At 63.9% G+C, this 12,262-nt stretch carries 12 protein-coding genes and 1 pseudogene; 8 read left to right on the top strand and 5 right to left on the bottom strand.

The annotated features are described in order from the left end of the window. Position 1: 1 nt before the first annotated feature. Positions 2 to 1,174, bottom strand: a complete 1,173-nt coding sequence (locus ACIPIJ_RS12745) for an efflux RND transporter periplasmic adaptor subunit (RefSeq protein WP_401077564.1) — start codon at positions 1,172 to 1,174, stop codon at positions 2 to 4. 164 nt (positions 1,175 to 1,338) lie between these two features. Here ACIPIJ_RS12745 and ACIPIJ_RS12740 point away from each other — a divergent pair, with 164 nt between their 5' ends. Then, the gene (locus ACIPIJ_RS12740; protein ID WP_401076994.1) at positions 1,339 to 2,733 is read left to right on the top strand and encodes an ATP-binding protein; all 1,395 of its coding nucleotides are present in this window, start codon (positions 1,339 to 1,341) and stop codon (positions 2,731 to 2,733) included. Continuing rightward, positions 2,730 to 3,392: a response regulator gene (locus ACIPIJ_RS12735; RefSeq protein ID WP_401076993.1), complete on the top strand. Its 663-nt coding sequence runs from the start codon at positions 2,730 to 2,732 to the stop codon at positions 3,390 to 3,392. The genes ACIPIJ_RS12740 and ACIPIJ_RS12735 overlap by 4 nt, the downstream gene beginning before the upstream one ends. Before the next feature lie 43 nt (positions 3,393 to 3,435). On the opposite strand, the gene ACIPIJ_RS12730 is transcribed toward ACIPIJ_RS12735, so the two are convergent. Continuing rightward, positions 3,436 to 4,539 (bottom strand): NADH:flavin oxidoreductase, encoded by a 1,104-nt coding sequence (locus ACIPIJ_RS12730; protein ID WP_401076991.1) that lies wholly within the window; start codon positions 4,537 to 4,539, stop codon positions 3,436 to 3,438. Positions 4,540 to 4,653: 114 nt separating this feature from the next. On the opposite strand from ACIPIJ_RS12730, the gene ACIPIJ_RS12725 reads away from it, so the two are divergent. From ACIPIJ_RS12725 to ACIPIJ_RS12700, 6 genes are all read left to right on the top strand, one after another. Continuing rightward, the gene (locus ACIPIJ_RS12725; protein WP_401076989.1) at positions 4,654 to 5,538 is read left to right on the top strand and encodes a LysR family transcriptional regulator; all 885 of its coding nucleotides are present in this window, start codon (positions 4,654 to 4,656) and stop codon (positions 5,536 to 5,538) included. Positions 5,539 to 5,690: 152 nt separating this feature from the next. Continuing rightward, positions 5,691 to 5,858, top strand: a complete 168-nt coding sequence (locus tag ACIPIJ_RS12720; RefSeq protein WP_401076988.1) for a hypothetical protein — start codon at positions 5,691 to 5,693, stop codon at positions 5,856 to 5,858. Positions 5,859 to 6,022: 164 nt separating this feature from the next. Beyond that, on the top strand, positions 6,023 to 8,188 hold the full coding sequence (locus ACIPIJ_RS12715) for a methyl-accepting chemotaxis protein (protein ID WP_401076986.1): 2,166 nt from the start codon (positions 6,023 to 6,025) through the stop codon (positions 8,186 to 8,188). Positions 8,189 to 8,264: 76 nt separating this feature from the next. After that, complete coding sequence (locus ACIPIJ_RS12710) at positions 8,265 to 8,465, top strand: DUF1289 domain-containing protein (protein ID WP_401076985.1); 201 nt, start codon at positions 8,265 to 8,267, stop codon at positions 8,463 to 8,465. An 81-nt stretch (positions 8,466 to 8,546) separates the two neighbouring features. Continuing rightward, positions 8,547 to 9,182 carry a LysE family translocator gene (locus tag ACIPIJ_RS12705; protein ID WP_401076984.1) on the top strand — a complete coding sequence of 212 codons (636 nt, stop codon included), beginning with the start codon at positions 8,547 to 8,549 and terminating at the stop codon, positions 9,180 to 9,182. A gap of 57 nt (positions 9,183 to 9,239) precedes the next feature. Continuing rightward, a complete protein-coding gene (locus ACIPIJ_RS12700) occupies positions 9,240 to 10,133 on the top strand; it encodes a LysR family transcriptional regulator (RefSeq protein WP_401076981.1) in 894 nt (297 codons plus the stop codon). Here ACIPIJ_RS12700 and ACIPIJ_RS12695 read toward each other — a convergent pair. The 3 genes and pseudogenes from ACIPIJ_RS12695 to arsH form a co-directional block, all read right to left on the bottom strand. After that, positions 10,121 to 11,263 carry a carboxymuconolactone decarboxylase family protein gene (locus ACIPIJ_RS12695; RefSeq protein WP_401076978.1) on the bottom strand — a complete coding sequence of 381 codons (1,143 nt, stop codon included), beginning with the start codon at positions 11,261 to 11,263 and terminating at the stop codon, positions 10,121 to 10,123. The genes ACIPIJ_RS12700 and ACIPIJ_RS12695 overlap by 13 nt on opposite strands. A 19-nt stretch (positions 11,264 to 11,282) precedes the next feature. Beyond that, positions 11,283 to 11,396 (bottom strand): annotated as a pseudogene (locus tag ACIPIJ_RS12690) (alpha/beta hydrolase); the annotation flags it as partial. 150 nt (positions 11,397 to 11,546) lie between these two features. Further along, positions 11,547 to 12,248 carry an arsenical resistance protein ArsH gene (gene arsH, locus ACIPIJ_RS12685; protein WP_401076975.1) on the bottom strand — a complete coding sequence of 234 codons (702 nt, stop codon included), beginning with the start codon at positions 12,246 to 12,248 and terminating at the stop codon, positions 11,547 to 11,549. Positions 12,249 to 12,262 lie beyond the last annotated feature (14 nt).

Here is a 12,262-nt window from a genome sequence, read left to right as displayed (position 1 = left end):
CTCAGTGGCTGTCGTTGTGGGCGGTCAGGGCGTTGCCCTGCACCTGGACCTGTTGGCCGACGCGGACCTTCTGCAGGCCCTGCACGATCACCTGGTCGCCGTCGGCCAGGCCCTGGCTGACCCACCAGCGGTTGCCCACCGCCCGGGCCAAGGTCAGTTCGCGCTGCTGTACTTTGCCGTCGACCACCACCAGCGCGGTGGCGCTGCCGCGTTCGTCGCGGCTCACGGCCTGTTGCGGTACGAGGATGGCGTCTGCCTGCACGCCTTCCTGCAGCGTCGCCTTGAGGTACATCCCCGGCAGCAACAGGCCTTCGGGATTGGGCACCAGGGCGCGAAGGGTCACGCTGCCGGTGCTTTCATCCACGCTCACGCCATTGAACGTGAGCGTGCCTGCGTGGGCATAGGTGCTGCCGTCTTCCAGCTCCAGGCTGATGCGCGTGGCGTCCTGCTGCTCGCTGGGCGCCAGCTTGCCTTCGGCCAGTTCGCGCTTGAGGCGCAGCAGGGTGCTGCTGGGCTGGGTGAAGTCGACGTAGATCGGGTCCAGCTGCTGCACCGTGGTCAGGGCGGTGGTCTGCTCGGCAGTCACCAGCGCACCGGGGGTAACCGACGAGGTGGCGGTGCGGCCATCGATTGGGGCGTTGATGCGGGTGTAGTCCAGGTTGATACGTGCGCTGCGCTGTGCGGCCTGGGCCGACTGCAGGCTGGCGCGGGCTTCGAGCAGGGCCGCCTGGGCGCTTTCGTTGTCTTCGGCACTGATGGCATCGATCTTCACCAACTGGGCGTCACGCTTGGCTTTCAGCTGCGCAGCCTTGAGGGTGGCGCGCGCGGAGCTGACCGTGGCATCGGCTTGCGCCAGGGCCGCCTGGTAGGGCTGTGGGTCGATCTGGTAGAGCGCCTGGCCGGCCTTGACCGCGTCGCCTTCCTTGAACAGGCGCTTCTGGATAATACCGCCGACCTGTGGGCGGATCTCGGCGATCAGGTGCGCGTTGGCGCGGCCGGGCAGGGTGGTGCTCAGGGCCTGCGGTGCGTGGGTCACCTGATACACCGCCACCTCTTGCAGCGGCGCGGGTACGGCGGTGGTTTCGCCTTCGCGGCAGCCACCGATCATCAGCAGGCCGGCGCTGAGCAGCAGCGCACGCCCCAAGAGCGAGCGAACAAGGATGAGGGATTGCAACAGAGTAGGCATCGCGGGCTCCGAGCCAAGTGATTTCGATGGCGCCAGCGTGCTCGGCAATTGTGCAGGCAATGTGCAGAAATCTGGGAGATTGCCCGGCGTGCCTTGCGGGGGGCACGGGCGTCGCGCTTCAATGGCGGCAATTCCAGCGTGTCGGCGGTCGCATGAAAGTCAGCCTTTCCAGCAAGTTCTTCTGCGCCATGCTCGCGGTCTGCGCGTTCGCTGTGCTGGGCATGGTGTTCGCTGCCTACCTGAGCCTCAAATACGGCTTTCTCGGCTACCTCAACCAGCAGGCCGAAGCGCGTATGGAACGCATCGTGCCGCGCGTCGAGCAGGCCTATGCGCGCCATGGCAACTGGGACTTCATCCGCCGCGACAAGGACCAGTGGTTCGAGCTGCTGCGCCCGGACGACGCGCAGCCAGACAAGACCTTCGACACGCGCTTGCTGACGGTTTCCGACCTCACCGGTGCCTTCGTGCGCTTTGCCTTGCTGGACGCGCAGCGCCAGCCGATCATCGGCTATCAGCCGGTCGCCAGCGAGATGCTGCTGCGGCCCATTCACCACCAAGGCGCAGTGGTTGGCTGGATGGCGCTGGCACCCCTGCAGTCGGTCACCAGCATCGGCGACCGGCGCTTCCAGCTCAGCCAGCTGCGCTCCAGCCTGGCGATCGGCCTTGCCTGCCTGCTGGCCACGGCGGTGATCGCCTGGTGGCTGAGCCGCGCGTTGCTGCGCCCGATCCGCGAAGTGGCCAGCGCCACCCACCGCCTGGCGGCTGGCGACTACGCGATCCAGTTGCCGGTACGCTCGGCCGACGAAGCCGGGCAACTGGCCGGTGACTTCAACCGCATGGCCGCCACCCTGGCCAGCAACGAGCGCCTGCGCCGCGACTTCATGGCCGATATCTCCCACGAACTGCGCACCCCGCTGGCGGTGATGCGCGCCGAGCTGGAAGCCATGGAAGACGGTATTCGCCCGCTCGACGGCAATGCCTTGCGCTCGTTGCAGGGTGAAGTCGGCGCGCTGAGCAAGCTGGTCGACGACCTGTTCGACTTGTCCCTGGCCGAGGTCGGAGGCCCCACTTATCGGCGCGAGCGCATCGACCTGTGTGTGCTATTGCCGGTAGTGGCCGAGGCGTTTGCTGCAGGCTTCGCCGAACGTGGGCTGGCGCTGCGCCTGGAGTTGCCGGCGCAGCCGCTGTGGGTGTTGGGCGACGAGTCGCGTCTGGGCCAGTTGCTGCACAACCTGCTGGAAAACAGCCGGCGTTACACCGATGCTGGCGGCTACACCGTGTTGCGTGCGTTCCAGCAGGACGGCGAGGTGCTGGTGCAGTGCGAAGACACCGCTCCCGGCGTCGACAGCGCCTCGCTGGCCCGCCTGTTCGAGCGCTTCTACCGTGCCGAGCGCTCGCGCAATCGCGCCAGTGGCGGCACCGGCCTTGGCCTGGCGATTTGCCGGGGTATCGCCGAGGTGCACGGTGGCAAGCTCACGGCCAAGGCGTCGGCCATGGGTGGGTTGCTGCTGGCGTTGGCATTGCCGGTTGCCGGAGCGCAGGCATGAGCCAGATTCTGCTGGTTGAAGATGAGCCCAAGCTCGCCGCCTTGGTGGCGGACTACCTGCGGGTGGGCGGCTACACGGTCGACCACCTGGCCGACGGCCTGGGGGTGATCCCGGCCATCCGCCAGGGCAAATACGACCTGGTCCTGCTCGACCTGATGCTGCCGGGGCGTGACGGCCTGGACATCTGCCGCGAGCTGCGCGGCTTCAGCCATATGCCGCTGATCATGATGACCGCCCGGGTCGACGAGATTGACCGCCTGCTCGGGTTGGAGCTGGGCGCCGACGACTATATCTGCAAACCGTTTTCGCCCCGTGAGCTGGTCGCCCGGGTGAAGGCTGTGCTCCGCCGCAGCGGGGGGCAGGCACCGAGCCTGGGGCTGGAGCTGGACGCGCGGGCGTTCCAGGCGCGGTACAAAGGCGTGGCACTGGAACTGACCCCCGTGGAGTTCCGCATGCTGGCAGCCCTGGCCGCGCGGCCAGGGCAGGTGCTGTCGCGTGACCAGTTGATGAACCACATCTACCAGGACCACCGGGTGGTCGCCGACCGCACGGTGGACAGCCATGTGAAGAACCTGCGGCGCAAGCTGACGGCGATCACGCCGGGGCATGATCCGCTCAGGTCGGTGTATGGCGTGGGGTACAGCCTGGAATTCGAGTGATGGCTTGTGTGATCGGGCCTTTTCGCGGGCAAGCCCGCACAGGCTAAAGCATCAGTTCGCTCGCCTTGATGTCGGCGATCGGCCCAAGGACAACGCCATCGAATTCGGCAATCGCTTGCCCAGCAGCCAGCCGTTGAGGGTAGTCCGGGTTGGCCAATGCAGCCTTGCCAAGGGCGATCATGTCCGCACCATCAATCAATGCGCTATCGGCACGGCTGTCGTCATGCAGGCCACCATTGGCGATGATCGTCACCTGCGGCGCAAAGCGACGTGCCAGCGCGACCAGGCTCGCCTGGCCTTTATCGAACGCCGGCTGCCACGCCTCGAATTCGGTGACATGGATAAAATCCAGGGCTGAGTCGCCCAGTGCGCCGAAAATCACCTCGGCATCCGCTTCACCTTGTGCCCACTTGTGCCCGAAGTCATTGACCTTGCCTTGGGAAATGCGCACGCCAAGGGGGACTGCGCCGCCCACTGCAGCCCTGACCGCCTTGACCACTTCGAGCGTGAGCGCGATTCGGTTCTGTGTACTGCCTCCCCAGCGGTCGGTGCGTTGGTTGGCGTAGTCGGTCAGGAACTGGTCGAGCAGGTAGCCGTTGGCGGCATGGATCTCGATGCCATCGAAGGCAGCCAGGCCGATTGCACGCGTGGCCGCCAGGGCAAAGCCTTCGATGGCCTCGGCGATCTCTTCGTCGCTCATGGCTTTTGGCATGTGGTAATGGCCCTCGCCGTAATAGAAGCGCATCTGCTCGCCCTTTGGTCGAACAGCGGAGGGTGCGACCGATTGCTGGCTGAAGCGATTACCTTGGCTCAGCGCCCCGGCGTGCATCAGTTGAGCAAACATCGCGCCGTCGTGGGCATGAACACGCTCGGTAACCTTACGCCATGCCAGTGCTTGCTGGGTATCGGTGATGCCGGGTTGGAATGCATAGCCCTGCGCATATCGCTGGTCGGTGTAGATCCCTTCGCTGATCACCAGGCCGAAACCGCCTTGGGCAAAGCGCGCGTAGTAGCGTGCCATGTCCGCACTCGCATGCCCGGTTTCGCTGGCGCTGACGCGGGTCATGGGGGCCACCGCCAGGCGGTTGCGCAGGTCAAGGCCTTTGATAGCGTGTGGTGTTAAGATCTTGCGGGCCGAGTGGGTCACTGTGAATCCCCTTGAAGTTTGTTGAATACGGTTCGTGGTCACAGGTTAGGGGTGTGAAAGGCTCGGGCCAATCCGCGGGAACGTGCAGCGGGTTTAACCAATAAGGATGTAATCGTGCTGATAGCCGACCTGCGTATCTTCCTCGCCGTAGCGTCCGTGGGCAGCCTGTCGGCGGCGGGGCGCCAGCTTGATCTTGTGCCCATGCAGGTTTCCAGGCGTATCGCTGCGCTGGAAGAAGAGCTGGGTGTGCGGCTGTTTCATCGCACCACCCGCTCGGTGTCGCTTACCGCTGAAGGTGAAGCCTTCTTGCCTTACGCCCAGACCCTGACCGACACCGAGGACAGTGCCTTGGGCGAGCTACGCCCGGCATCAAGCAAGGTATCCGGCGTATTGCGCATGACGGCGCCGAGTGTGTTCGGCCAGTCGATCGTGCTGGCGATGCTGCCGCGATTGCTGGAGCAACACCCTGACTTGCGCGTCGATCTGGATGTCTCTGACCGGGTGGTCGATATCGTCAGGCAAGGCCTCGACCTGGCCCTGCGTGTTGCGCCGTTGGCCGACTCCGAGCTGGTGGCGCGGCGTGTGGCGCCCAACCCCAGGGTGCTGTGTGCCGCCCCCGCCTACCTGCAGCGCAATGGCGTGCCTGCGTGCCTGGCAGCGTTGGATGCTCACCAGTGCATCCAGCTTCAGGCGGTGCCTCGCTGGCCCTTCATCGTCGGCGGCGCGCTGCAGCGGCGGCGGGTAAACGGGCGAGTGAGCACCAGCAGTGTCGATGCGGTCAGGGCGGCGGCGCTGCAGGGGCTGGGGATTGCCATGCTGGCGTACTGGGATGTGTATCAGCAGCTACGCGACGGTTCGTTGGTCGAGATCGAACTGGCGGATGCCGAGGCAGAGCAGCTGTCGGTGTGGGCGGTGATGCCTACGCGGCGGTTTGTACCCGCGCGGGTGCGAGTCTTTCTGGATTTGCTGGAGGCAGAGCTGGCGGGATTGGCAGGGTAGCGAGGGTTAGTTGCGGCCGCTACCGAGCTGCACGCGGCCAGCACCGCCACATTGACCAGCAGCATCTCGCTGGTGTCCCGGCTCATCACCAGCACGCCGACAACTTGCGCACCGTCCAAGGCCACATACACCTCGTTCAGGGCTGGAGCCTCATGCTCACACACGGAAGGGGCGAGGCGCCATGTCTGGCCGGCAAAGTCATCGTGCAGGCCGGCATGCCTGCACTGCTGCAGTTGTTGCTGGTGATTGCCCTGGCGAACTGGGCCATCAACGCTGGGCGCCTGATGTGGCGCCGCAGACAGGTAACCGGCATGGCGTGACGGAGCGTCGCTCCGCTTTGGCGCACGCCGTGATCGAAGCACGGTAATGGTGCGCGGCGCGCGTGCGTTGACGCAGCGCAACCGACGTAATCGTTAGCATGCATACGAGTTGGCGTACTACTTGCTATCACTTTGCCACTTCGATGTCGCATGTGGTGAAGATAATGTCGCTTACAAGCAGTTCCATGCCGTTGTCCTCAAGCGAGAGGCGTTGGCTCCCCTGGTTGGGGAAAACTGGAAGATTCAGCATGGGCTGGGCCTGCTGGCTTAACCGGGCCAGCTACCCAGTGCTCGAGCAAACCTTTGAAGCCATCGCCCACACCCGCACGCAGTTGCTGCACAGCTGGGCCCGCGAACAGTGGGAGCACTTGAGCGAACTGGCCGACCACCTGACGCCAAGCTTGGCCAATCTCGACAGTACGGCACTGCGCAGCAAGCTGGCGCAGGCTGAAGACTTCTCGGAACTGTTCGTCGTCGACTGCACCGGCACGGTCATCGCCTCAACCTGGCCGCAACGCGCAAAGCAGCGGATCGAGCAGGCAAAAGCCCTGGTCGAAGGGCTCAAGGCACCGTTCCTGCACGGCCCCTACAGGGACCCGCTGACCTTGCAGATTGGCCCCTCGTCGTCGCGCTTTCACGATGAAGTCACGTTGATGTTCTATCAGCCGCTCAAGGCCAACGGCAGTGTGTTCGGCTGCCTTTGCGGCCGAGTGCCCAACGATGTGCTGGGGGACCTTATCCAGCGCGAGGCCGGGCACATCTTTGCCGAGTCGGGCGACAACTACTTGTTCATGGCGCACTCGCGCTTCGACCCTGCGGTCCAGCCGGGCACCGCGTTGTCACGCTCGCGTTTTGAAGACGACACGTTCACCCAGGGTGAAAACCTCAAGAGCGGGGTGCATACGCGCTGGGCCACCGTGCAGGTCCAACGCCACACAGAGCTTGAGCTGCGCTTCACCGACCCGGCCACGCAGCAGCTTCACCCCGGCGTGCGGGAAACCATCCGCCACGGTGCCAACCTGTTCGTCACCTACCCCGGTTACTCGGATTACCGCCATGTACCGGTGGTGGGCAAAGGTGTCACGTTCCAGTTGCCCGGTTCACCGGACCGCTGGGGGATGATGTGTGAAGCCGACCTGGAAGAAGTCTACCGCCGGCGCTCGCTCAGCTACGGGCTGATGAAACCCTATATCGCGATCATGGCCGGGCTGTTCGGTTGCAACTTCCTGGTGCAGCACTATGCCGGCCTGGGCCAGGGGCTGAACGATGCATTGGGTGCCTTGAGCATGCTGGGTGCCACGCTGTTGTTCAGCGTGCTCGGGCCCAGAAGGCTGGCTGCCAGGCTGAACGACATGAGCGGGGTGCTGCGGACCATCGCCGAGGGTGAAGGCAACCTGCGCCAGCGCCTGGACACCACGGCCATGGCCAATGACGAGACTGGCGACATGGCGCGCTGGATCAACAGTTTCATCGACCGCCTGGATTCCGTGGTGGGGCAGGTGGTCAAGGCCAGCCGCACGGTGGGCGCCACCAACCAGATGATGCTGGGGCGCAGCCAGGAGGCGAGCGTCACCTCTGCCGAGGTGGCCGATGCGGTGCACCAGATGATGATCATCATGGAGGAGCAACTGGGCGAACTGCAGCAAGCCTCGGTCAGCGCCGAGCAGATGAAACAGGCCATGGATGAGGTGGTCAGCCGTGCCCATGAGCAATACCTGGCGGTGCAGGAAGGCACCCAGTCGATTCGTGATGTGGTGGCACGTTCTGCCTCCAGCGTGCAGTCGCTCGACAGCAGGATGACGCAGATCGGCAACATCACCGGGCTGATCAGCGACATCACCAACCAGACCAACCTGCTGGCCCTCAATGCCGCCATCGAGGCCGCGCGGGCGGGTGAACATGGCCGCGGGTTCGCGGTGGTGGCCGATGAGGTACGCAGCCTGGCCCTGCGCACTGCGCGCGCCGCCGATGACATCCGCGACAAGGTCGAAGGCCTGCAGAACGAAACCCAGCAAGCCGTGAGCTTCATGGAGGAGGGCGTGCAAAACGTCGATGACAGCTTGCGCCTGGCTGAAGGTGCATCGTCGGAAAACGTGCAGTTGCATCAAGCGGTGGAAGGCATGTTCGCGATCATCCAGCAGCTTCACACGCGCAGCCTCGTGTATGGCAAGACCATCGAGCAGGTCAATCAGTCTTCCAGCGAGATGCGCCAGACGGCGGTGGTGTTGCAGAACAGTGCAGAGACGGTCAAGGTCAACGCCAACAAACTGCAAAAACTGGTGGGGCAGTTCGAGGTCAGCAGCGAAGCAGGGCAGGTGGCTGCGGCGTGATGGCCTGGCGCCCACAGTCAGTCACCTAACCCGGCTGCCTTGCGTTATCATCCGCGCCCCGTAACTGGAGCCCACCATGGCCAAGGACATCGACAACCCCTGCGTCTCGCTCTGCCAGCTCAACAGCGAGCTGTGCGTGAGCTGTGGCCGCACGCGCGACGAAATACGCAAATGGCGCGGCATGAAACGCCCGGAGAAGATGGCCACGGTGCAGCGGGCGGCTACGCGGATGAAGGCCATCGTCAAGAAGAATGCCAAGCGCAAGGGCGGCGATTGATTCATTGTCAGGCACTGCCTGCGCTGATGCCGCTGGATCTCGGGTAAGATGCACGCTTCGCACTGTTCACGAGCCTGCAACATGGACCCGCACTCGCTTCTCGCCTTCACCCTGGTCGCCGCAATCGCCATTGCCAGCCCTGGCCCCGCCACGCTGATGGCCATCAACAACAGCCTGGCCCATGGGCAGCGCAGTGCCATCTGGTCGTCGCTGGGCAATGGCAGTGGACTGTTCTGCCTGTCGGCGGCGGCCATGCTTGGCCTGGGCGCGTTGCTTGCCAGCTCCGAAATGCTGTTCAACGCAGTCAAGATCATCGGTGCCGGCTACCTGTTCTACCTCGGCGCCCGGCAACTGCTGAAGAAAGCCCCGGTACAGGCCGACACGGCCAAGGCCACTGCCAACAAACCGACCCCGCTCAAGTTGTACAAGTCGGCGTTTCTGACCGCTGTGACGAACCCCAAGGCGACGATGTTCTTTACCGCCTTGTTCCCGCAGTTCATCGACCAGGGCGCGGCGCTGTTGCCCCAGTTCCTGACTCTTACCGGTATTTTCGTGGCCCTGTCGCTGGCGTCGTTGAGCCTTTACGCCGCGCTTGCCGCTCGGGCCAAAGGGGTGTTGACCCAGCCAGAGTCGTTGCGCTGGGTAAACCGTGTGGTGGGCACCACGTTCATCGGTTTCGGTGCGGCGATCCTGGCGATGCGCCGTCAGGCGAACTGAACGCAACGCCGCACACAGGTGGCATAATCGCGACCTGTTTATAGCGGGGGCGTATGAATGACTGTCGAGAGCTACGATCAACTGGCGATCTTTTCAGCCGTGGCTCAGGAGCGCAGTTTCACCCGTGCCGCCGCCAGGCTGGGCATGTCGCAACCGGCCTTGAGTCGCGCCATGCGCCAGTTGGAGGAACGGCTGGGGGTCAGGTTGCTGGCCCGCACCACCCGCAGCGTGGCGCCCACCGAGGCCGGTGAGCACCTGCTGCGGGTGATCGCGCCCCGCTTTGAAGAAATCGACAGTGAGCTTGCCTTGCTCAGCGAGTTTCGCGACAAGCCGGCGGGTAAACTGCGCATCACCGCCGGCGAGCATTCGGCGATCACCCTCCTGCACCCGGTACTCGGCAAGCTGCTGCCTGACCATCCCGACCTGAACATCGAAGTCATCGTCGACTACGGCCTGACCGATATCGTCGCGGAGGGCTTCGACGCGGGCGTACGGCTGGGTGAGCAGGTGGCCAAGGACATGATCGCGATGCGCATCGGCCCAGACATGAGCATGGCGGTGGTCGGTTCACCGGCCTACTTCAGCCGCTACCCGAAACCGGTCATTCCCAATGATCTGATGGCGCACAACTGCATCACCCTGCGCATGCCAACGTACGGCGGCCTGTTGCTCTGGGAGTTCGAGAAGGGCGGGCAGGTGCTGAACGTGCGGGTCGAGGGCCAGTTGGTGTTCAACAACATCGCCATGCGCCTGGAGGCGACCCTCCAGGGGCTTGGGCTGGCCTACATGCCGGCGGACCTGGTGCAGGAGCATGTCGCACAGGGTCGTCTGGTGCGGGTGCTCGAAGACTGGTGCGAGCCGTTCTCGGGCTACCACCTGTACTACCCAAGCCGGCGCCAGAGCTCGCCGGCCTTCACCTTGCTGCGTGAAGCCCTGCGTTATCCGGGTTGAATGCTGGCCAGTGCCTCAGCGGCGCGTTTTGCTGCAGCCCTATCGAGCAGTTGCACCAGCTGCTGCAGCTGCCCAACCGTCAAGCCCACGCGTAGGCTCGCAGCCATGTGCGAGCGTAGCTGCGACTCGACACCGGGTGTGGCGGCAAGCGCAGCGACCGTGGCCAACTCGCGGCTCTGCCAATCCAGGTTGTCGCGCTCGAAAATGTCGCCGAACAGGTGGGCCTGCAAGTACTGGTTGATGACCGGTGCGAAGTCGAACAACGGGCCCTCGACAGGCTGGCCGGAAATGCGCGTCTGGTTGGTTTTACCCACCGCCAACAATTGCTCGCCAACGGGGGCCGGCCTGCTTGGCTCGCGCCCGGCCGCATCCTGTACACCGTCACGTTTGCGTTGCTCGACCACATTCATCAGTTCATTGAGCGCATTCAGGCTGCGTGGGAAACCACTGTAGGCGTAGAGCTGCACGAGGATTTCCTTCGCCTCGCTGACGGTCAGCCCCGCATCCAAGCCCTGCCTCAATGCGCTATTGAGCCCAGGCATGTTGCTGCTGGCCATGGCGGCGGCGATCAACGGGATGGCCTGTTGCTTCGCCGAGAGTGTCTGTGAGGTCGCAGGCTCGGCTTTCACCGCCTGCGCAGTGTGCGCGTTGTATTGCTCATCGCTCACCTGCTCCAGCCAATGCACATTCTTGCCATCCACTGAGCCGGTGATCGCCAGATGCGTCATGGTGCTTGCTGCAGCAGCGCCGTGCCAGTGCTTGACGCCTGGCGGGCAGACGATCACGTCACCCGGGTGGATTTCCTGTACCGGCTTGCCCCATTCCTGCACCAGCCCTACGCCGGACGTGACGACCAGCCGCTGCCCGGCAGGGTGGGTATGCCAGGCCGAGCGCGCACCTGCCTCGAAGCTTACATACGCGGCGGAGGCATTGATCTCGTCCGTGGCGGGGAACAACGGGTCGACGCGCACGCGCCCGGTGAAGTAGTCGTCAGGGCCCACCATCGGCGCCTGGCTGCCGGCGCGGCTGATGTGCTGTGCGCTGCGCGTTTCGCTGGCATCGCCTGCGCCCGCGGCGTCGGCAAATGGCGCGGCGGCGCACACCGCGATGCCTATCAAGGTGTTTTTCATGGGTCGTTATCCTTTCAGGTCAGAGCGTTCTGGCGTAAAAATCGGCCAACTGCGCCATGGCGGCGTTCACGTAGGCAGGCACCCAGTAGGTGTCGATATGGCTGGCGCCGACGATCAGGAAGAGTTTTTTATCGTTCGCATCATGGACGTGTCCTGGATTTCAAGTGCTTGAAGAGGGCGATAGCGTCGATGAGCAAATTACCGCTCGCTGATTAATCGATAAACCGCCCTAATCACATAGCACTGATACCAGAATCACATAAGTTGATGGTCGACCCCAGGTTCAGATGGAACGTTGATTGACCCGCGCCGATAGTTGTTCGGCGCTTTCCTTGCGTTCGGAGTAGCGATCCACAAGCATGTCTTGGCGATCACGCAGCAGCAGCGTGAATTTCACCAACTCCTCCATCACATCGACAACCCGGTCGTAGTAGGCCGAGGGCTTCATGCGTCCGGCCTCATCGAACTCCATGTATGCCTTCGGCACCGAGGACTGGTTAGGGATGGTGAACATGCGCATCCAGCGGCCCAACACGCGCAATTGGTTGACCACGTTGAAAGATTGCGAGCCACCGCACACCTGCATCACCGCCAACGTCTTGCCCTGTGTCGGGCGCACGGCACCCAGGGCCAGCGGAACCCAGTCGATCTGTGCCTTGAACACCGCAGACATCGCGCCGTGACGCTCTGGCGAGCACCACACCTGGCCCTCCGACCACAGCACCAGGTCGCGCAGCTCTTGCACTTTCGGATGCTCGACAGGCACATCGTCGGGTAACGGTAAGCCCGAAGGGTTGAAGATGCGCGTTTCAGCACCGAAGTGTTCCAGCAGGCGGGCGGCTTCCTCTACCAACAGACGGCTGAACGAACGCTCACGCGTCGAGCCGTACAGCAGCAGGATGCGCGGCTTGTGGGGGCTGGTGCCGGTGATCGGCGGGGCATCGCCGAACAGCGAAAGGTCGAGGTTGGGCAATTGCTCATGCATGGGGTTGTTCCTGT

This window comes from Pseudomonas sp. NPDC087185 (assembly GCF_044744955.1).
Classification (GTDB): Bacteria; Pseudomonadota; Gammaproteobacteria; order Pseudomonadales; family Pseudomonadaceae; genus Aquipseudomonas.
The sequence above is the reverse complement of the archived record's forward strand: the minus strand, read 5'-3'. Positions and strand labels throughout refer to the sequence as shown.